The sequence below is a fragment of the Hyphomonas johnsonii MHS-2 genome (assembly GCF_000685275.1).
Classification (GTDB): domain Bacteria; phylum Pseudomonadota; class Alphaproteobacteria; order Caulobacterales; family Hyphomonadaceae; genus Hyphomonas; species Hyphomonas johnsonii.
The window spans coordinates 135,215-155,469 of the sequence record NZ_ARYK01000004.1 but is presented as its reverse complement, the minus strand read 5'-3'; the positions used below and the strand labels follow the sequence as shown (position 1 = coordinate 155,469).

Sequence of the window (20,255 nt, the reverse complement as noted above, 5' to 3'; positions counted from 1 at the left end):
GTAACTTATGTTAAAGAAAGCGTTAATTTCGTATGAAGGTTTGCTCCATGCCGATGGCGGTCTCCTCCTCCTCACTCAGGCTGTTCAGGCTCTGGGGCACGGTGACCGATGTCGCGCCGGGCGTGATCAAGATTGCCGGCATCAGCGAGCTTGCAGGCGTCGGGAATGAAATAATCATAGAAAAACCGGGTTTTACGGTTCTCGGAGAGATCCTGAGCGTGTCGGGGGACAGCGTGACCGCCCTGCTGTTTTCGCCTTGCGACGCGATACGGATCGGCGACCCTGTCCAGATCGAACAGGAGGCCAGGATCGAACCTGGCGATCATTGGCTGGGACAGATCGTTAACTATCGCGGCGACATCACCAGCGGCGAAAACGCGGTCGAAGCGACTCACGCAACCAAGCGCCGGCTGCACGCCGCACCCCTGCCGGCCCATGCCCGCAGGGGCATCGGGCCGCGCCTGGCATCCGGCTGGATGGTGACCGACACGATGCTGCCGATCTGCCGCGGCCAGCGGCTGGGCCTGTTTGCCGGATCCGGCGTTGGCAAATCGACATTCCTCGGGTCGCTTGCAGCGGGCATGGATGCCGACAGGGTGGTGATTGCCCTGATCGGCGAACGCAGCCGGGAAGTGAACGACTTCGTGCGAAACGTCCTGCCCCAGTCGATCCTCTCGAAGACAGTCGTCGTCGCGGCGACAGCGAGCGAACCGCCCGGCGCCAAGAAGCGGGCCGCCTATTGCGCCATGGCGGCGGTCGAGCACTTTCGCGATGAAGGCAAGAACGTCCTCCTCCTGTTCGATTCGATCACACGGTTCGCCGAGGCCCACCGCGAGACCGCCCTGCTCGCTGGTGAAACGCCCGCGCTGAATGCCTTTCCGCCATCGACCGTCCGGGTCATTGCCGAACTGGCCGAAAGAGCCGGACCCGGTGTCGGCAGCAAGGGCGATGTGACGGCGATCTATTCGGTTCTGGTGGCTGGGTCGGACATGGAGGAACCTGTGGCCGACATGATCCGCGGAATTCTGGACGGCCACGTCATCCTGTCGCGCGACATTGCCGAGCGGGGCCGCTATCCGGCCATCGACATCTTGCGCAGCGTGTCACGCGCCTTGCCGCACGCCGCGACGGAAGAGGAGAACGCGCTGATACGCGAAGGGCGCCGCATGTTCGCGCTGTACGAAGAGATCGCGCCGATGCTGCGCGCGAACCTCTACGAATTCGGCAAGGATGTGGACGCCGACCGGGCGATTGCCCTGTTTGCCCACCTCGACCGGTTTGCCGGGACGCGGAATTCCGGCGGCATGGATGCGGCCTTCGACGCGCTTCGTGAAATCCTGCAACAAGACGTGGATTCCGGTACGCAGCCTGTGGCCGACGCTCCGTCCGTCAGCTGATCAAAGGATGCTGAGGAACAGGTTCTGGCTGGCTTGGGCGCCAAAGCCGACAGCATTGTTGAGCAGGGTAAGCGCGGCCGCGCCGGGCGACGTTGCATTGATGGATTGCGAAATGGCCTGCATGGCGTGGTAGCGCTGGATGACCTTCTCAACCATTTCAGGCGATTTCAGGTCGGTCAGCTTCTGGATCCCCAACGTGCTCTGCAGCCGCCCCTTCAATATTTCCGCCTGCCGCTCGATCGGCAGGTTGCGGATGTCGGATGGCAGGTTCATCGCACCTTCAAGGACAGTCCGCATCGGGACGTCGCCGAGCATGCGATAGAGGATTGCATTGTCGCTGGACCCGTTGCCGAGAATGGTGCCGATCTCGGATTTGTAGTTCAGGCTGAGGCGCATGTCGTCATCGACCTCGCCGACCGCAGATTCGAAAGATGCCGTTTCGAAATCGGTTGCCATCTTTGCGAGGTTCGCCGGCGTGAGTGAAATCACGCCGTCCTTGGGCGCAAGCGCCTCCGCAAACTGCGTATACTTGGGATTGTTGAGCCGTGCGAGGAAACTGCTCTCGGGGTCGACCACCTCTTCGAGAACCTTCCGGATGAACCCACCCTTCCATTCCTCGCCGCCAAGGTCGAATGCCGTCAAGGCGACGCGCAGGAGGCGTTTGTCCTTCAGCAGGTCTTCGACCGCGACCGGTTCGGAGAACTTCTCGGTCAGGTAATCGCGATCAAGGCGCACCTGCGGAGACTTGGAGTGGCTTTCCAGCTGGCGGTCATAGGTCGCCTCCAGAAACTTCCAGCCGCTGTTGCCAGTCAGGGGAATGACGGGCTGGAACATCGGTCAGGCAACCTTCGTCGCAGGTTCCCGCGTGACCGGCTTGGCGAACCGCGTCAGCAATTCGTCTTCGATCGCGAGGATCTGGCGCAGGTGGCAGAGCGCCGAGTAATAGTTTCCGCGGCTCACCATCGAGCGCAGTGTCGGGATCAGGTCTGCATCGATCGACTCGAACACGTCGAGCAGCTTGGCGCATTCGGCATCGATTGCCGGCAGTGTGCCGTCTTCTTCGAGATCGCCGGTGATGAGAAGCTGGACAGCGTAATAGATCTGCTTGACGGGCGTGTTGACTTCTTCGGGCCTGAGGGCATCGCGGCATCGCAGCACGCGAACGTCACCTTCGGTAATGCGTATCCGGGCGGGCTTGTCTCCGTTTTCGAGAACTGCGCCATTGACGATGAACCGCTCGCCGGGTCCGATTTTCAGTACCAATCCTGACATCAGGAACTTTCTCCGTTGGGGGTGGGCGCGCCCGCGCCCGAGAGTCCGGCCATGATGGTCCGGTTAACTTCGATAAGTTCGGAGATGTCGCCTTCGCCAGCGAGCACACGCATGCTGTATTGCCGCACGAATTGGGCAATGCCCAGCAGCTGCTGCCTGGTTTCAGCCGGCAGCGCATTTGCGTCGCTCATAAGGTCGGTTGCGAGAAGGGTCCACAATTGCTGATTGCGATAAATGGCGTCGCCCCAGGTGCCGGGCGATACGGTGTCCGGTTCGGATACGTCTTCAAGAGCTTCGGTAATTTGCTGAAAGAGAGCGTATTCGATCTCTTTTTCACCGGCGGTGCGTTGTTGAACCTCGCCGTAGGCCTTGAAAGCCAAGTTTTGCAAAGCGTCCTCCCAAGGACTTTAAGGTAAGAAGCCCGGGCGCAGAAAGCGCCCGGGCCATTTGTCTACTAGCGGAACAGCGACAGCAGCGACTGCGGCGACTGGTTGGCAATCGACAGAGCCTGAACACCAAGCTGCTGCTGGACTTGCAGGGCCTGGAGGCGGGCAGATGCCGCTTCCATGTCGGCGTCCGTCAGACCACCGATACCGGTTGTCATCGAGTCGACCAGCTTCGAAACGAATTCGCTCTGGTTTTCGATACGCTTTTGCGACGAACCGAACGAAGCAGCTGCGTCGATTGCAGTCTGCAGCAGGCCTTCGATCGATGTCAGGGCAGCAGCAGCACCAGCATCCGTCGTCACGTCGATAGCGGCCAGATTACCGAGGCCACCAGCGCTGACGCCAGCTGTACCGTCGTTTGCCGATTCAGCCGTGATGTCGAGATCAGCACCGGAATTGTTGGTGATGGTGATGACATCATCCGTACGTGAAACCGAGTAGTTCGTGTCACCGGTTGCAGAAAGGAAGACCGACAGCTGGTTGGCAAGGTTGGCAGCGACCGAGTTGGCGCTGTCATCGGTTCCGGCAACATATTCGAACGTGCGCTGGCCAATGCTGTTCGCATCAGCGGAGTCGTCAAGAACGAGGCGGTAGCTGTAGCCATCGGCGACAGTCGCGATGGTGATTGCCTGCGAACCTGCGGTAGCAACCGTAGCTGCCGTACCGGCGTTGACGCCGCCGTTGTTGATGATCGACGTATCGGTCACACCCGTGGAGCCGAACGTTGCAGCCGATGCCGCGCTGTTCAGCGACAGGTCTGCGCGTGCAACGCTGATATAGGAAGCGGCAACAGTGCCCGAAGACGAGCGATCGAGCGATGCCAGGACGTCGACGTCTGCCGTCGAGCTGCCGTCGAGCAGGTTGAGACCGTTGAACTGCGCACCACCGACAGTCGTCGTGATGTTGCTCGTCAGGTTTTCAATCTCGGTCTGGATCTTCGTGCGGTCAACGTTGCTCTGCTGAGCTGACACGATCAGGCTTTTCATGTCCTGAAGGCGGGCCACAACGTCTTCAGCGCCGGCGCGTGCCACGCCAACAGTGGAAGAGCCGAGGTTCAGCGATTCGGAAATCGTCTTGAAGCTTTCAACATCCGTCGACATGACCGTGGAGATGGCCCAGATGGCGGCGTTGTCTTTGGCAGAAGAAATTTTCTTGCCGGTCGAAATCTCGCTCTGAACGGTCGCAAGATTCTTGTTGATGTTGCGCAGGGTGTCGAGTGCGACCATGGCGCTGTTATTTGTGAGAATGCTAGACACTGTTTGGTACCTCTGAATTTTCTTCCACGACCTTAGCCGTGGACCAAATCAAACATGCGTCGTCCTGACAGCGGGAAAAACCGCCAACCAATCTTGGTTGCTGTAGTGATCCTTAGGCATCCATTATGTACATAGGGTTAACTAATCAGGCTTTTCTTTGAAACTGTCCGGTAACGTCCGTAAAAGGAATTTTACCGCCGTCCTGACCGTAGGAACCGACATAGGCATTGCCGTGAAGTGACTCGAGCCGGTCTATCGCGTGGCGCAGTCCGTTGCGGATCGCCTCGAAGTGAATCGCGTTTTCTTTTGCCAGTGCCACGATCGTCTGGATCTGCTGGCGGTGGTCTGTCGCCATCGCATTCAGTTCAGGATCATCGAGTGCCGTTTCGAGTTCCTGGAGCGCCCCCAGCTTCTCTTCCATCAGGGCCACAGCCTCGCGGGCGCGGCCGGTCAGCAGCAGTTCCTTCTCACTTGCAAGGATGCGTACCAGGCGCTCTGCCTGTATATTGAAGACATTCCCGGTCATGATGCGTCCTCTGCTGCAGGTCCTGCAGACGGGCCCAGGTTCATGGAATCCGTCAGGCCAAGCGGGTGGGTCTCGGCGAGATCCTTGGCGACCGCTTCGACCACATATCTCGAGAAGGCCGATGCGGCCTCGCCGCCGCCTTGCGAGAGCGCTTTCTCGAGCCCGGCATGCGACAGCATATCGGCCCACAGCATCTGTTCGAATCGCTTGCCGATATCGGTGGCTTCCTGGCGCTGTATGTCAGCACTCGAACGATCGGGCAGCGCGCGGGCTGGCGCACCGATGGAGGCAAGGGATACCGGGTCTGGCATTCGACACTCCGCAACTGGACGCGGGAAAATAGTTACCCGGATCACTGAAAATATTAACGCACTTTTTACGCGGCTTGGTTTTAATTTGGTTAACAGAACCCGTTGTGGACACCGAATGACATTTACCTTTGAAGCCGATTTCGCCAGTCGCCCGACGTTGAAGGCGACCGACGCGACAGTGCGCGCGCCCGCGGGCATCGGCAGGAAAGCCGACTTCGCCGCCAGCCTGCTGAAGGCCGGTCAGGGCCAGCCCCCGACAGAAGACCCGGATAAGGCAGACCTGAGCGATACGGGTACACTCGCAGCGACCGCCGCGTTGATGCCACAGGCGCCGGAGCCCGCCGAAGTGACACCCGCCGGCGATGAGGCAGACGCCACCGCCATTGCATCCGAACCGATCGCGGTGGCCCTGCCCGACGCCTCGCTGATCTCAGCCGAGCCAAATCTGCCTGTCCCTGCCCTACCGACGGAACCAGCCGCCGGAACAGGCCCGGATGCCGCGTCCGGCACACGCGTGGATGCGGGCACGACCGGCATCGTGGCGCGGTCGGACCCGGCGCAGGCCATTACGCCCGCTGCGACCGTGGTGCCGGCGGAATCCACCGACTTGCCGGCCGAAAGCCCCGCAAAAGACGCGCCGCAAGTGGATGCCTCCACACCGGTGCCAGCGCAGCCCGACACGACACTCGCCCGGTCCGCGCCTGACGCAGCGTCAGTCAGGACACCTGATTCACCACCGGCGACCGACCCGGCGGCCTTGTCCGACTCCGATTCAACAACAACCGCGACATCGGGCATTGCCGTTGTGGGCAACCCGCACGCTCAGGCAGACCGCACCGCCGCGACCGCAACGGCTGGCGTGACCGCCAGCAACGCTGTCTCCGGACGTCCCGCTGCAAGGCCAGCGCCTGGCACCGGCCCGTCTGCAGGGCACGACAGCGGCAGGGCACCCATGAAGGGCGCGCCGCATGGTGTCAGGATTGATGACGGCGAATCGACCGCCGCACTGGCAGCAGCCCCGTCGGCCTTTGACGAGCTTGTCGAAGCGGCACCGAAACATCATGGCACGCAGGGCACCGATGCGCCTGTCCAGACCGCCACGTCCGCATTGCCGGGCCCCGTATCGACACCTGTCGGCGCGAACGCCGCACCTGTCGCGATGACGCCGACGCAAAGCCTGGTATCGGCAACGCCCGCGCAAGTCGTCGACATCATCTCTGACTCACTCGCGGCGCCTGAAGATCGCAAGGACCGGATCACGGTACAGCTCGATCCGCCTGAACTCGGGCGCGTGTCGATTGATTTCAAGTTTGACGCCCACGGGCTGCAGCACGTCACCGTCACCGGCGACAATCCCGAAGCGATGCGGCACCTGCGCATGATGCATTTTGAACTGGTGCAGGCGCTGGAACGCCAGGGCCTCAGCGGCCAGAACATGAGCTTCCAGCAAAACCTGCCGCACCAGCAGGACCAGAACAACCAGCCTGGCAGCGGCGCTCCGGCGCTCCATCACCCCTCTCCCGACACCATCGTCGTCAAACCGGCGATCGTGGCGGCGAGCAACACCTCTCGCCTTTCGTCAACGGGCGGCGGACTCAACATCAAGCTTTGAAGGCGAATTCCATGACCACGATCTCGAGCGCCACAGACACCCAGTCCAGTGCAGCAGCCGCCTCGGCGGCAGCCGCCGCAGCAGCCTCTTCGAAACCCGATGTCGGTGAGGAATTCAACACGTTCCTCAAGCTGCTCACGGCGCAGCTGCGCAACCAGGATCCGTTGTCGCCCCTCGATTCGACACAGTTTGTCGAACAGCTGGCGACCTTCTCGTCGCTTGAGCAGCAGGTCAAATCGAACACCAGCCTTGAGACGATCGCGACATTGATGGGCGACCTTCACGCGTTCATTGCGAGCGAATGGCTGGGCCAGACCGTATCGGTCGAATCATCGTGGGTTCCGTACTCTGCCTCGCCGGTCCAGTTCTCTGTCGACATGCCGGAAGGCGTCGACCGCGCCACCCTCACGGTGAAGGACAATACCGGAAATGCCGTCTGGTCGGAGGAGCTTGATCCGGCTGACGAGTCCTACACATGGGACGGACTGGACTCATCCGGCAACCAGATCGTGCCCGAAGGCCTGTACGAGTTCGGCATCGACCTGTTCCGCGGCGATCAATATATCGGCACCGCCGCACCGCGGGTCATCACGACGGTTACCGACATCGGCAATGAAAACGGCGCGCTGGTTCTGGGAACGGCGTCCAAGTTGACCACAGGCCTGAACAATGCCCGCAAGGTTGAGGACTAGGCTGGCGGATGGACGCGGCGAGGGCGTGCCCCGCTAAAGGTCCTGCTTGGCCATGTCCACGATAAGGACGTTGCGGATTCCGGCCGGTGCGACCTTCTGGAGATTCATCAGGACCGTTGAGCGGATCGATTCATAGTTCTCCAGGTTCGCGACGGATTCGAGCGTTCGCCCGTCATTGCTCAACTCGACCAGCGTGGTCATGATATTGTCCCGGATCTTCGGTTCCATCGAGAAGAGCTTGCGGGACAGGCTCGAATCGACTTCGAGATTGATGTTCAGGATCACCAGGCTGACGACCTTGTTGTCGCGCATGATCGGCACGACGAATTCACGGCTGAACTTGAAATAGTCCACACCCGACAGCGATATCTCGTCGCTCGAATCGTCGCCATGGCCCGATTTCGCCTTTTCAGGCTTGGCGTGTCCGGATTCTTCAGACTTGCCATGCCCATCATCGGCGGCATCTTCAGCATGCGCGGCAGGGCCGGATGCGCCGCCACCGCCGCTCTTGAGGAAGTGGCCACCGATCCCTCCCGCAACAATGCAGAGGACGACGACAACGGCGGAAATGATGTTCTTCATGTTGAGCACCTAGAACGGCATGACCTTGTCCAGGAACTTCGGAATCGCCTTGCGGCCATTCGCACCAGTCGTGTCGCCTTCATTTACGTAGGACAATTGCGCGTCCGCGATCTTTTCGTAGGTTACTGTATTGGTCCGCGTAATGTCCTGCGCACGGATGACGCCAGCAACGCTGAGGTATCGCACTTCAGCGCCAACGCGCGTCTGCTGGTACCCGTGAATGATCAGGTTGCCGTTCGGCTCAAGGCCCACGACACGGGCGGCGAGCGTGAAGGCAATCTTCTCGGCGCGGTTGACCGCACCGGTACCGTTCAGGTTCGAATTTCGCTGATAGTCGACGGCCGGTGAAACACTGGCGCTGCCCGGCAAGGCGCGATTGACGATATTCGGCAGGCCGAACAGGGCGTCGACGCTGAGGTCTTCGCTGGACCCGCGGCTACGCGAGAGGGACGACTTGAGACTGGCCTGGTCGTCCATTTCGACAACCACTGTCAGCAGGTCTCCCACCTCCTTCGCGCGCCGCATGCTGAGCAGCGCGTTGGGTGAGGTCGCCCAGAGGGAGGGGTTGGGCTCGTCGCTGACGTTCTCCAGGGCAACGGACTCGGCCCAGTTCGCATAGAAATCATCTTCAACGGCCGCCGTTTCGTGAGGCGTGCTGGCACAGGCCGTGATGGCCGTCGCGAGAATAGCAGTCGAGAATAGCATCTTCATTGTGCGAGCACCCATCCGTCTGGCTGAACGATCCCTTGCACCATCTGGCGCGATTGCTGGTTGAGCACACTGACGGACTCGTTCAGCCCGGCCTCGCCCATTGCACGGCCGGTCGTGGTTATTTCCAGGCCGCCCTTGATGTACTTGATCGAAACAATCTGATTACGCTTCACCAGCATTGCCGGGCGCGTATTGTCAGCCGTGACCGGCTGGCCTTCATAGATCGTGCGACGCACCTCGCGGCCGATCAGGGGATCATCCTGATCGATTGCCGTACCGGCGTCAGTCACGGCATTGGCCGGAGAGATGCGGTCACCTGCGCGAATGACCTCTGCGGCGACGAGCGACGATGCGTCGGCAAACACTGCGCACGCACCTATCCCAAGAGCGATGAGAGATATCATGGCACTATCTCAACCGGGTGGTTGCGGCGAGCATTTCGTCTGACGCCGTGATGACTTTCGAGTTCAGCTCGTAACCGCGCTGGGCTTCGATGAGATCGGAGATTTCCTTCACCACATCGACACCGGATTCTTCGAGGAAACCCTGACGGAGGAAGCCCGCCCCTTCAGTGCCTGCCACCAGCTGTGTTGGCGCGCCGGACGCTTCGGTCTCGCGGAACATGTTGTCCCCGATTGCTTCCAGGCCCTTTTCGTTGACGAAGCGGGTCAGGGAGATCGTGCCGATGGCCTGGCCTTCGGTGGCATTGTCGAAATAGGCAACGACTTCGCCATCGCGGCTGATGGAAATATGTGACGCATCCTCCGGGATGATGATGCCGTCGGCCAGGGGATTGCCATCCATTGTGACAATCTCGCCCTCGGGGCTGCGGTTCAGCTTGCCGTCACGCGTATAGGCAGGGTCGCCGGACGGCAGGGTGACTTCAAGAAAGCCCGACCCGTCGATGGCGACGTCCAGTTCGGAACCTGTTTCGCGGAGCGAACCCTGCGTGATTTCCATGGACACGGTTGACGGACGCACGCCCGTACCCAGCTGGATCCCCGCAGGCACAACGGTGCCCACCTGGGACGCAATCGTACCGGGTGTCAGGTACTGCTGGTACATCAGGTCTGAAAACTCGGCGACCCGCGGCCGGTAGGCTGCGGTGCTCATGTTGGCGATGTTGTTGGAGATGACATCGACGCGCATCTGTTGCGCTGCCATCCCCGTCGCGGCGATCTGCAAGGACTTCATGTAGGACTCCTTCCTTCAATTACCGCCGCTATCTTTCGCGGACGGTCGATATGAGCTGACCAATGCGTTGGTCTTCTCGTTCCAGCAAAGTCTGGCCGGCTTCATAGGCACGCTGCACTTCGATCATTCGGGCGACCTCGAGCACGGGCGATACGTTGGATTGTTCCAGCGCTCCCTGGACGACCGACGATTCGGTCGCGGCGCCGTAGCCGCCGGGCGCGGAAAAATAGGTGTTTGAATCACGCAGCATGTCGCCTTCGGGAAGCACCACGCCGAGGCGGTCGATTTCCTGACCGTCGACCGAAATCGTTCCGTCAGATCCGATCGAGACCTGCGATGCTTCGGGCGGGATCGAGATCGGTGCACCGCCGTTTCCGAGCACCTTGCTGCCGTTCATGTCGACCAGCGTGCCGTCGCCCGCCATCTGGAAATGCCCGGCCCGCGTCAGACGGACGCCCTGCCCGGTCTCGACGATGAAATACCCCTCACCCTGCACCGCCACATCGAACTGGCTGCCTGTCAGCTTGAAGGCGCCCTGCTCCATTTCGAAGGCATGGCCCGCCAGACCGCCCATCGACAGCGGCGTGCCGCTGGCGCTGGCACCGGTCAGGAATTCCGCGAATATGGCGCGGTCAGACTTGTATCCCGTGGTGCTGGCATTCGCGAGATTGTTGGAAACGACCTGCATTTCCTGAACCAGGCCGTGTTGGCGGGCGAGTGAAGCATAGACAGCGTTCGACATCAGTGGAGCTCCTGAGGCGAAGTTGTTGAGGCAATCTGTTCGGGCTCCTGGAATGCTCCCGCATCAGACACTGGAGGGCCCATCTGGCTGGACTGCTGCTTTTGCGCAGCCGTCCTCAGTGTTGAGACCCGTTTGACCCGTTTGGCGTGATCGATGCCGGACAGGCGATCCGCAGCCTGGTAGACCCGCGTCGGGACAATCCATTTGCCGGACAGGGCATCCTGCTCGATGAGCGCAAGGATCGTTTGCGGGTTCAACGTCAAGCGATCGACCAGCACATCCAGCAGGCGGACATTATTGTCCTGGATCGCGCACCGGGCCGCAATCAGGTTCACCTGTTCGTCCCGTGGATGCGACTTGGAAATCGCGTAGACCGTCGCGTGGTCGTCCTGCTGGAATGCCAGGGCCGCGATCTCGCGGGCGACCATCTCGTCAGCCTCGATCTTGCGAGCAAGCTCTGCGGCGAGGGAGCCGAACCCGAAACGGATCGCAAGCCCTGAAGCCGAATTGTAAAGTCCGGCACGTTTGGGGTGGCCATCAAGGAGGCTTGTGCCGGCTGCCAGGGCGCCAATCGCGGCAAGGTTCCGCAACGGCTCTTCACTCGCGAGATCGCGCTCGAGGCTCGCGACCAGGTAGCGCTTGATCTCTTCCTGGGCGATCGAGTTCTGCAGCGCCGGCTTGCGGGCGAGGTCCATCAGCGGCGTGTAACGCGAATGCGCGCTCAGTTCCCTGAGCGCAAATTTGAGGCTGGAAGCAAGCTCCCGGTCATCCGTGGTGCCGAACTTCTGCATCAGGTCGCCAAGCAGGATCTCATTGTACCCGTCGGCCAGGGGCTGGTCCCGGCGCAGGATGACGGCGAGCGCCTCTTCCTGGAACCGCGGCTGGGACAGGAAGCCCAGCATGGCTTTTTCGGCTTCGGGATTACCTCGTTCGAGTTCGATCAGGGTGTTGGCAAACTGCAGCGGCCGGGACTGGCGCAATTCGTCTTCGGTGAAGGAGGCAACGAGCTTTTGCGCGAGCGCTTTTTCACCGTGACGGTGCAGCTCTGCCACACTGATCGCGGCAAAGTCGGTGCGAAGCCCCAGCGGCAACTGGCGGAAGCCCGTCAAATGATTCTGCAACCGGGCAACGCCTGCGTCCTGTCCGGCCGCAAGCTGCGCGACTGACAGCCACAGGCCGGCTTCCTCATGGCAGGATGCCAGTTGCATGAAATACGGCACGTCTGGCGGTTGCCGATTCTGCATCAGGACAGCGAGTTTCTGATAGACGACAACGTCCGGCCCCGGAATCTGGCGGGAGGCCATCAGCGCTTCGGAATAGAGGCCGAGGGCGATATCGGCCTTGACGAGTTCAATGACTGCGTCGCGGATGGCGGAGGCGCCCGCAGCACTGCTCAGCGCCACATTGACCGCGTAGAGATCCTGATACCGGCTGAATGCACGGTACGCCGCAAAATCGAGGTCGTAGGGCCGTTCGCAGGCGCGATCTGCCGTGACTTTCGCCGGTCCGGCGCGGGGCGCGTCATGCGCCTTGCTGGCGGGTGCGAGAGACCCGACCGCCGGCATGTCTGTCGCCGACGCGTCACCGGCGGGGCCGACGGGCGTCAGGATGCCCTCCTCGATCGCACCCTGCACAAATGCATCAAGCTCTTTCGAAAGGTCCGAATGCCGGCCGGCCTGGCCGGGGGCCGCCGGGTCCGGCTCAAGCGCCAGGCCCTGGGGGACCAGGCAGAGACTCAAGAGCAGGATGCAGGGAAGGCGTGTCATGCCGCTCGTCTCATCTCCCGAATGGCCTGCTCGACTTCGTCATAGGTTGGCCGCACGCGGGACGGCGCATGACGCCGCGCGACCTCGACACAGATATTGACGGGGTTGAGATGAAGGTTGGATACGAGAATTTCGCCGATCATCGAGTAGAAGGAATGCTCTTCGATCCTGATATCTTTCACTTTCTTGGCAAACGGGCCGACGACCCCGTACGCCAGGAAGACGCCGAGGAAGGTGCCGACCAGCGCGCCGCCAATCATGCCGCCAAGGATTTCCGGCGGCTTGTCGATCGAAGCCATCGTCTTGATAACGCCGAGAACGGCCGCCACGATGCCGAGCGCCGGCAGCGCATCTGCCATGTTCTGCAGCGCATGCGACCCGTGCAGCTTGTCTTCGGCCAGCTGGTCCAGCTGCTTCTGCATCAGTTCTTCGACCTGATGCACATTGTCGAAGTTCATGATCATTGAGCGGATGGTGTCGCAAATCAGCTCAATCGCCGAGTGATCCTTCAGGATCCGCGGATACTTGGCGAATATGCTCGACTCGTGGGGCGCTTCGATATGGACTTCGACATCGACCGGGTTCTGCTTCATCAGGTTGAGCAGTTCATGCATCAGACACAGCAGGTCCTGATAGTCGGTCTTCTTCCATTTCGCGCCAGTGAACACGGCCTTCATGTCGCCGCCGGTATGCTTGATAGTGTTCATGTCATTGCCGGCAAGGAACGCGCCGAGCGCCGCCCCACCGATCATCATGCCTTCAAACGGCAATGCATGGGTGATGATCTCCATCTTGCCACCGGCCAGGAGGTATCCCCCGAAGACCATGGCCACGGTGATGAACAATCCAAGTATCGTATTCACCCAAGAACTCCCTTATTCCGTACGCGACATGCAGAGCGATGTCATAAATCCACCAAGTCCCGTGCAAAGCTTTCCGGGATTGGCTGGTGCAGTTTCAAAGCACGCTGCCGCTTCCAGACGCCCAGCTCCCCGACCCCGATATCCACGCTGCCATTGATCGTTTCGGCGCTCAGCGACAGCTTCCCGGCATCTGCATTTGCCAGCGGAATAACGGTTCCGACCTGAAGGCGCGAACATTCGCCGATCGTCAGGGACACGCGTTCAAGCACGGCATCGAGCGCCACAGCTGATGCACGGACACTGTCACTCAGCGATTTGGGGCTGTTCTGGCAGGCGTGCTTCTTGCGATCGACAATGTTCTGGACGTGGCGGCGCGCGTAGCGCTGCATGTAGTCGAGATGGAACATGAAGGTAATGGGCGAGGCCTCTTCGCCCAACGTGATGTTCACGATGACCTGGAGGTAACGGCTGTTGGCATCGAACTTTCCGGCCGTTGCGGACGCGTCGGACTGCGCGGTTTTCAGGACATCCACCTTGTGTTCGGTGAGGCCCTTGCCGATGCGGTTCCAGAGCGCGATGACCGGCTGCTCGCAAAGCAGTTTCAGGAAAAGCGGCGATGCGTCGGCGAGGCTGTCCGCACTCTGGTGCAGGCGGACCGTTCCGCATCGAACCGCAATGCGCTCGTCAATCATGACAGCGCTGAGCCCTGGTGACACTTCGGCGCCAAAAAACACGGTAAACTGATTGTCCCGAATTCCTTCGGACTGGCTGCCGCTGACGACCCTGCGGCTGGCAACGACGGGCTCGCACTTGGTGCCGAGTGTCTCTGCTGCCCATGTCCGCGTGCTGGTGACAAGCTGCTCCCAGAACGCGTGCATCTGCACAATCGTTGGCGGAACTCCAGCCGCAGCATCGATTTTCCTACGCAGAACCGTGGACACGACTCACCCCTGATTGAAGCCTTGTTAACTCTCACACTTGGCGCGGCATCCATTGAGAAAGGATTAACAGACAACCCCAAACTGTAGCGCCCGTGGAACAATGATCCTTCATGGCTATCTGGTACCAATGCCTTATGGAAAACGCGTCCGGACAAATGAGAATTCAACAGGTGGGATCGGTTCAGCCGATCATCATCAAGCGCAAACGCGTGTACAAGTCTGATGGCCATCATGGTGGCGCCTGGAAAGTGGCGTACGCAGACTTTGTGACCGCCATGATGGCCTTCTTCCTGCTCATGTGGTTGCTCAACGCAACGACAGAGGAACAACGCAAGGGCATCGCGGACTATTTCAGCCCGACCATTCCGATTTCGCGGATATCAGGCGGTGGGTCAGACGCCCTTAACGGGCCGTCGATCATGAGCGAGCAGACTTATGCGAAGATGGGCACCGGCGCGTCGCACGAAAAGACGGTCGCCTACCCGAAAGACAGTGATAGTGACGCTGACGCCCATGAAAAGCAGGCGATCGCCGCAGAACTCGAAACGCTCAAGCAGTCCATGAAGGATGATGGCCGGCAACTGTCCGAACACATGATGATCAAGATGTCGCCGGAAGGCATCGTGCTGGAGATTACCGATTCAGACGAGGCACCGCTGTTTCCTGTCGGACAAAGCGTGCCATCCACGCTGCTGACCGACATGCTTGGCCTCGTTGCCGGCTCGTTCAGGAATTTCGAGAACGACATCAAGATCGTTGGCCACACCGACAGCCTCAGCTATCGCAATGGCGCCGCATACGATAACTGGAATCTCTCGTCCGACCGGGCCAACGCGGCCCGCAAGCTGCTCCTGAACAGCGGCATGGAACCAGCGCGCATTCTTGAAGTGTCCGGCAAGGCCGACACCGACCCGCTGATCGAAGGCGACCGGTCTGCGGCGCAGAACCGCCGGATATCAATAACGATACTAACTCGTTAATTTCCGTGGACCAATGAGTTATCAGCTCATTAACCAACGCGTTCTACGCTCTCCTGTAATACCTTGCAGGAGCAACCGAAATGAGCATCTCATCATCGCTGAACGCAGGCGTCATGGGGTTGAATGTCAACGCCACACGCCTTTCCACGATTTCTGACAATATCGCGAATTCCTCGACCAGCGGCTACAAACGCAGCCAGGTCGACTTTTCCAGCATGGTGATAAACCAGAGCTCAGGTTCATATGCCGCCGGCGGCGTCCGCGTGAACACGTTCAAGGACATTGCTTCGACGGGCTCGCTCATCTCTACAGGCAACTCGACCGATATCGCCGTCTCAGGACGCGGTCTCTTTCCAGTCACCGACCAGAGCGGCCTTAATGCGACTCCATCGGACCGCAACATGATGTTGCTGCCGACAGGCGGCTTTTTCGCCGATGAAAATGGCAACCTGCGCACGCAGAGCGGCCTGTTCCTTCTCGGCTGGCCCGCAGACGCATCCGGCCAGATCGGCAATGTCAGCCGCAATAGCGGCATCAACCTCCAGCCGGTTAATGTCTCGCAGGTTCAGTCCACAGCCACGCCAACGACAACGGTTGGCCTTGGTATCAACCTGCCGGCCGACGCAACCGTGGCCGGCGCCGCTGCCAATGACTACAACCTGCCGATCGAGTATTTCGACAGCCTCGGCCGCGCCAACTCCCTGACCCTGCAATTCACGCCGACCGTTCCGGGTTCGGGTGCGAGCAACGCATGGCATGTGGAAGTCTTCGACAGCGCCGGCGATCCGGCCGTGTCGATCGGCAACATGGACCTGACGTTCAACGGCACGGGCGCTTCTGCCGGTCGCATCAACACCGCCTCAGCTGGCGGCGGTGCAACCTATGACGCCGCGACCGGGATCATGTCCCTTACCCTTCCGCACGGCCCTGTCGAAGTCTTTGTCGGCCGGCCCAATGACACGACCGGTATCACCCAGCTGGCAAGCTCGTTCTCGCCAACAGCCGTGACCAAGGACGGTGCGCCGATTGGCAAACTGGCCGGCGTTGAAATCGACGATAACGGTTTCATGCAGGCGGTATACGATACCGGTCAACGGCGCACGATGTACCAGATTCCCGTCGGTGACGTGCCAAACATGAACGGCCTGACGGCGCGTGATGCGCAGGCATTCTCGGTCTCCGCCGCAAGCGGCAGCCTGTACCTCTGGGATGCTGGCACGGGTCCTGTCGGCGGTATCTCCGGATACTCCCTGATGGAGTCGACAACGGACATCGCGGCTGAGCTCACTGATCTCATCGAGACCCAGCGCGCCTATTCCTCGAACGCCAAGATCGTCCAGACAGTGGACGAGATGCTTCAGGAAACAACGAACCTCAAGCGTTAATCTCCAGCGCTGAAAGGCGGTCGGCCAAGTGACCCTGTCCAGTGCCATACATACAGCCCGGTCCGGCCTTCAGATCGCAGATCTGAGGGCCGACATCGTTGCGGCCAACGTCGCCAACGCATCGACGCCCGGCTATGTCAGCCGCTCCGTCCTGCTGGCGGAGAATGTCCTCGCCGGAAACTCGGCCGGTGTCCGCTCCGTGGGCATCGGTCGCTCGCAAAACGACGCCATAACCAATGAACGCCGCAGCCTGACCAGTGATCTCGCCCAGGCAGACATGCTGACATCGACGTGGCGGACCATATCGGCCCGCGTTGGCAATTCGGCGGAAGGCAACGGCCTGTTCAAGACGTTTGCAGACTTTGAATCGTCGCTATCAAGCCTCGCCCTGTCGCCGGAATCGAGTACGGACGCGTCGGCCGTCCTGAATGCCGCCAAGTCCATCGTCAATGAATTCCACGGCCTGTCGCAACTCGCCTCGGACCTGCGCTATGCCGCAGACCAGGAGATCGTGCGGGGACGCGATGTCGTCAACAGCGCCCTGAAGGGCATTGAGGCGATCAACGGCCGTATCGCATCCATCAACCGGACCTCCAGCGAAGCGGCCGGGCTGATCGATGAGCGTCAGCGCCTGCTCGACACCATCTCGGAATACCTTCCCGTCCAGGCTGTCCCCCGCGAGAGCGGCACGATCGACGTGATGACGCCGGAAGGCGTGTTCCTGCTTGCCGGCAAGGCCCGGCAGGTCGAATTCAACCCATCCTATGCCTTCGGCCCCAATGAAAGCATCGCGAGCGGGACATTGTCGGGCTTGTCGGTTGACGGCATCGACCTGACACCGGGATCGTCCTCCTATGGCGCGGTTTCGAGCGGCCTGTTTGGCGCGCTGTTCACCTTGCGCGACCAGGACATCCCCAATTTCAGCGCACAGCTCGACACATTGGCGGGCGATCTCGTCTCCCGCCTGTCGAATGACTCGATCGACCCGACCAAGACCCCCGGTGACCCGGGCATCTTCGTCGACCCCGACGTGACCAACCCGCCCGGCCTGGCAGGGCGTATCGCCATCAACGCAGCCATCGACCCCGCACAGGGCGGCGCCACCTGGCGGCTGCGGGACGGTCTGGGTGCGGCGACGCAGGGCCTGGCCAGTGATTCGACAATCCTCGACGGCATGTACAATGCGATCACCTCGGTGCGCCCGGTCAATGCCAGTGGAATCCAGGGAGCCTTTTCCTCCACCGGTATGGTCGCCCAGTTTGCCTCTCTCGCGGGTCAGCAACGGGTCAACAATGAAAGCGTCCTGTCCTCGACGTCGACTCAGCACACCATGCTGCTGGACGCCGAGCAGGAGGCCAGCGGCGTCGACATCGATGCCCAGATGCAGGACCTCCTGCTGATCGAGCAATCCTACGCGGCGAACGCCCGAGTCATTGAAGTTGCCAGTCAGATGATCGACCGGCTGATGGAGATCTGAGTTCATGCGCATTCCGCTCCCCTCGAGCCTGCTGACGTCGGGCCTAAGCCATGAGATCAAGGCGCTGCGCGAGCAGGTCGGCAATACATCCAAGGAAGCGGTGACCGGACGGTACGCAGATCTGACAGCGCATCTGTCCGGCCGTATCAGCCAAGCCATGCTGGGCAAGAAGGCCCTCGATGACATCGCCCAGGACCGTGTCCACCTGACAATTCGTGAAGGCCGGCTGGATGTCGCCGAACGCAGCCTGACTCTGGTCCAGGAACGGGCCAACGGCCTCTCCGCACGCATGCAGGCTGCCTTGGGCTCAAGCGACCAGGCATCGAAGACCGCGACGGCCCGGGACGCCCTGGGCGCCCTCGAGGAATCCTTCGCGGCCCTCAACGCACGTTATGGCGATCGCTACCTGTTCGCCGGTGACGCAACAGCAACGCCGCCCTTCGGAAATGTCTCCGACCTGATCGACGACGTCCGAAGCCTGGCTGCCGCTGCGCCGGATGCCGCCACGTTCGAGGCCGACCTCGACACCTATTTCAACACGCCCGGTGGCGGCTGGCGCCAGAACATCTATTCCGGCACGGACACGGTATCAGATGCCGATGCGACCCCCGGCTCGCATGCCAGCATCATCAACATCGTGCGCGGCCTGACCGTCATGGCGCTGTCGGCGCCCAGTGAAAACCTGACACTGCTCGCCGGCGACAGCCCGACCGTCCATACGGCCGCGGAAACCCTGTCGGCCGGCCAGACCGGCCTGACAAACCTGCGCGCCGAAGTCGGCATCTCGCAAGCCGGCATTGCCCGTACGAAAGAGTCGCTCGATCTCGAAGAGACCGTGCTGACAGCGAACTTCAATGAATTGACGGCACGCGACCAGTACGAGGCCGCATCCGAACTGCGCGAACTCCAGAGCAACCTGGAGGCGTCCTACTTGCTGACCTCGCGTCTGGCGAATCTCAGCTTGCTGAATTTCCTAAGGTAGTGACATGAAATTTTCCGCTCTCGTTCTCGCCCTCGTTTCGGTTGCGGTATTCGCCCTGCCCGCGCCAGTCTCCGCGCAACCACGCATCCGCGATATCGTGAATGTCGAGGGCGTCCGGGACAACGACCTTGTCGGCTACGGGATCGTGGTGGGCCTCAATGGCACCGGCGATTCGGTCAAGAACTCGCCCTTCACCGAGGATTCATTGTCCTACATGCTCGAACGCCTCGGCGTGAACGTTCAGGGCGAAGACATCAAGCCGAAGAACGTTGCGGCAGTCCTGGTGACGGCAACGCTGCCCTCATTCGCGCGCAATGGCTCGACAATCGACGTGACCGTGGCCTCGATAGGCGACGCTGACAGTCTCGAGGGCGGGACACTGATCCTGACGCCCATGAAAGGTGCCGACAACGAGATCTACGCCGTCGCACAAGGCAGCATCGTGGTCAGCGGCCTGGACGTGAAGGCCGACGGTGCGCGCGAGATGCGCGGCTCACCGACGACAGGGGGCGTGCCCAATGGCGCCCATATCGAACGCGAGATCAAATACGAGTTCAATCAGCGCGAGTCCGTCACGCTGGCACTGCGCAACCCTGACTTCACGACGGCCGCCCGCATCGAAGACACGATCAATGGGGCCCTGGGACAACGCATCGCCTTCATGCGCGATCCCGGCACCATCGAACTCGACCTGACAACAATTTCAGAATCCCCTTCGCGCGTGCTGGCCAGCATCGAGAACCTTCCGGTGACCGTTGCGACGCCGGCACGGATCGTGATCGACGAGAAGTCCGGCACGATCGTTCTGGGCGAAGATGTCACGATCTCGAAAGTTGCGATCGCCCAGGGCAATATCTCGATCAAGATTTCAGAATCACCGGTCGTGTCACAGCCCAATCCGTTCTCTTCAGGCGACACCGTCGTCCTGCCCCGCTCACAGATATCGATCGGTCAGACCGGCAGCGGCCACATCGCCATGCTCGAGCAGAATGTCTCCCTGTCGGAACTCATCGGCGGCCTCAATGCCCTTGGGGTGTCACCGCAGGAAATGGCCGACATCATCCGCGCGATGAAAGCCGCCGGGGCGATACACGCCGAACTCGTCGTTCGTTAGGTTACG

The 20,255-nt window shown here is 60.9% G+C and carries 22 protein-coding genes; 8 read left to right on the top strand and 14 right to left on the bottom strand.

The annotated features are described in order from the left end of the window. Positions 1-47 precede the first annotated feature (47 nt). The gene (locus HJO_RS09390) at positions 48-1,397 is read left to right on the top strand and encodes a FliI/YscN family ATPase (protein ID WP_241764709.1); all 1,350 of its coding nucleotides are present in this window, start codon (positions 48-50) and stop codon (positions 1,395-1,397) included. Here the strand turns inward: HJO_RS09390 and HJO_RS09385 are convergent, their stop codons facing one another. The 6 genes from HJO_RS09385 to HJO_RS18545 all read right to left on the bottom strand — a co-directional run bounded on the left by HJO_RS09385 (position 1,398) and on the right by HJO_RS18545 (position 5,208). Further along, complete coding sequence (locus tag HJO_RS09385) at positions 1,398-2,231, bottom strand: DUF1217 domain-containing protein (RefSeq protein WP_035616476.1); 834 nt, start codon at positions 2,229-2,231, stop codon at positions 1,398-1,400. 3 nt (positions 2,232-2,234) lie between these two features. After that, complete coding sequence (gene flbT, locus HJO_RS09380) at positions 2,235-2,669, bottom strand: flagellar biosynthesis repressor FlbT (RefSeq protein ID WP_035616475.1); 435 nt, start codon at positions 2,667-2,669, stop codon at positions 2,235-2,237. After that, the gene (gene flaF, locus HJO_RS09375; RefSeq protein WP_051618460.1) at positions 2,669-3,049 is read right to left on the bottom strand and encodes a flagellar biosynthesis regulator FlaF; all 381 of its coding nucleotides are present in this window, start codon (positions 3,047-3,049) and stop codon (positions 2,669-2,671) included. The genes flbT and flaF overlap by 1 nt, the downstream gene beginning before the upstream one ends. Before the next feature lie 74 nt (positions 3,050-3,123). Next, positions 3,124-4,371 carry a flagellin gene (locus tag HJO_RS09370; RefSeq protein WP_035616473.1) on the bottom strand — a complete coding sequence of 416 codons (1,248 nt, stop codon included), beginning with the start codon at positions 4,369-4,371 and terminating at the stop codon, positions 3,124-3,126. Between the two features lie 145 nt (positions 4,372-4,516). After that, positions 4,517-4,897, bottom strand: coding sequence for a hypothetical protein (locus tag HJO_RS09365; protein ID WP_035616472.1), 381 nt, complete (start codon positions 4,895-4,897; stop codon positions 4,517-4,519). Beyond that, the gene (locus HJO_RS18545) at positions 4,894-5,208 is read right to left on the bottom strand and encodes a hypothetical protein (protein ID WP_035616470.1); all 315 of its coding nucleotides are present in this window, start codon (positions 5,206-5,208) and stop codon (positions 4,894-4,896) included. Before HJO_RS18545 ends, HJO_RS09365 begins: the two co-directional genes overlap by 4 nt. 115 nt (positions 5,209-5,323) lie before the next feature. On the opposite strand from HJO_RS18545, the gene HJO_RS09355 reads away from it, so the two are divergent. Then, positions 5,324-6,820: a flagellar hook-length control protein FliK gene (locus HJO_RS09355; protein WP_035616469.1), complete on the top strand. Its 1,497-nt coding sequence runs from the start codon at positions 5,324-5,326 to the stop codon at positions 6,818-6,820. An 11-nt stretch (positions 6,821-6,831) separates the two neighbouring features. Beyond that, entirely contained in the window at positions 6,832-7,512 is a 681-nt protein-coding gene (locus HJO_RS09350; RefSeq protein WP_035616467.1) for a flagellar hook assembly protein FlgD, read from the top strand. Positions 7,513-7,545: 33 nt separating this feature from the next. Here the strand turns inward: HJO_RS09350 and HJO_RS09345 are convergent, their stop codons facing one another. From HJO_RS09345 to HJO_RS09310, 8 genes are read right to left on the bottom strand one after another with little or no spacing between them, the layout of a single operon-like run. Beyond that, the gene (locus tag HJO_RS09345) at positions 7,546-8,094 is read right to left on the bottom strand and encodes a flagellar basal body-associated FliL family protein (protein ID WP_156945544.1); all 549 of its coding nucleotides are present in this window, start codon (positions 8,092-8,094) and stop codon (positions 7,546-7,548) included. A 9-nt stretch (positions 8,095-8,103) separates the two neighbouring features. Next, positions 8,104-8,805, bottom strand: a complete 702-nt coding sequence (locus HJO_RS09340; protein WP_241764708.1) for a flagellar basal body L-ring protein FlgH — start codon at positions 8,803-8,805, stop codon at positions 8,104-8,106. Beyond that, the gene (gene flgA, locus HJO_RS09335) at positions 8,802-9,209 is read right to left on the bottom strand and encodes a flagellar basal body P-ring formation chaperone FlgA (protein WP_035616460.1); all 408 of its coding nucleotides are present in this window, start codon (positions 9,207-9,209) and stop codon (positions 8,802-8,804) included. The genes HJO_RS09340 and flgA overlap by 4 nt, the downstream gene beginning before the upstream one ends. A gap of 4 nt (positions 9,210-9,213) precedes the next feature. Beyond that, positions 9,214-9,999 carry a flagellar basal-body rod protein FlgG gene (flgG, locus tag HJO_RS09330; RefSeq protein WP_035616457.1) on the bottom strand — a complete coding sequence of 262 codons (786 nt, stop codon included), beginning with the start codon at positions 9,997-9,999 and terminating at the stop codon, positions 9,214-9,216. Between the two features lie 28 nt (positions 10,000-10,027). Further along, positions 10,028-10,741, bottom strand: a complete 714-nt coding sequence (locus HJO_RS09325) for a flagellar hook-basal body complex protein (protein ID WP_035616455.1) — start codon at positions 10,739-10,741, stop codon at positions 10,028-10,030. Then, on the bottom strand, positions 10,741-12,507 hold the full coding sequence (locus tag HJO_RS09320) for a hypothetical protein (RefSeq protein ID WP_035616453.1): 1,767 nt from the start codon (positions 12,505-12,507) through the stop codon (positions 10,741-10,743). Before HJO_RS09320 ends, HJO_RS09325 begins: the two co-directional genes overlap by 1 nt. Beyond that, positions 12,504-13,370, bottom strand: coding sequence for a flagellar motor stator protein MotA (gene motA, locus HJO_RS09315; protein ID WP_035616451.1), 867 nt, complete (start codon positions 13,368-13,370; stop codon positions 12,504-12,506). Before motA ends, HJO_RS09320 begins: the two co-directional genes overlap by 4 nt. A gap of 41 nt (positions 13,371-13,411) precedes the next feature. Beyond that, positions 13,412-14,311 carry a FliM/FliN family flagellar motor C-terminal domain-containing protein gene (locus tag HJO_RS09310; protein ID WP_156945542.1) on the bottom strand — a complete coding sequence of 300 codons (900 nt, stop codon included), beginning with the start codon at positions 14,309-14,311 and terminating at the stop codon, positions 13,412-13,414. A 155-nt stretch (positions 14,312-14,466) separates the two neighbouring features. Between HJO_RS09310 and HJO_RS09305 the strand changes: the two genes are divergently transcribed. The 5 genes from HJO_RS09305 to HJO_RS09285 all read left to right on the top strand — a co-directional run bounded on the left by HJO_RS09305 (position 14,467) and on the right by HJO_RS09285 (position 20,249). Continuing rightward, entirely contained in the window at positions 14,467-15,291 is an 825-nt protein-coding gene (locus tag HJO_RS09305; protein WP_035616447.1) for a flagellar motor protein MotB, read from the top strand. Positions 15,292-15,371: 80 nt separating this feature from the next. Beyond that, the gene (locus tag HJO_RS09300; protein WP_035616444.1) at positions 15,372-16,676 is read left to right on the top strand and encodes a flagellar hook protein FlgE; all 1,305 of its coding nucleotides are present in this window, start codon (positions 15,372-15,374) and stop codon (positions 16,674-16,676) included. Between the two features lie 28 nt (positions 16,677-16,704). Beyond that, the gene (gene flgK / locus HJO_RS09295) at positions 16,705-18,153 is read left to right on the top strand and encodes a flagellar hook-associated protein FlgK (RefSeq protein ID WP_035616441.1); all 1,449 of its coding nucleotides are present in this window, start codon (positions 16,705-16,707) and stop codon (positions 18,151-18,153) included. Between the two features lie 4 nt (positions 18,154-18,157). After that, positions 18,158-19,135 (top strand): flagellin, encoded by a 978-nt coding sequence (locus tag HJO_RS09290; protein ID WP_035616436.1) that lies wholly within the window; start codon positions 18,158-18,160, stop codon positions 19,133-19,135. Positions 19,136-19,139: 4 nt separating this feature from the next. After that, entirely contained in the window at positions 19,140-20,249 is a 1,110-nt protein-coding gene (locus HJO_RS09285) for a flagellar basal body P-ring protein FlgI (protein ID WP_035616434.1), read from the top strand. The last annotated feature ends 6 nt before the right edge of the window (positions 20,250-20,255 follow it).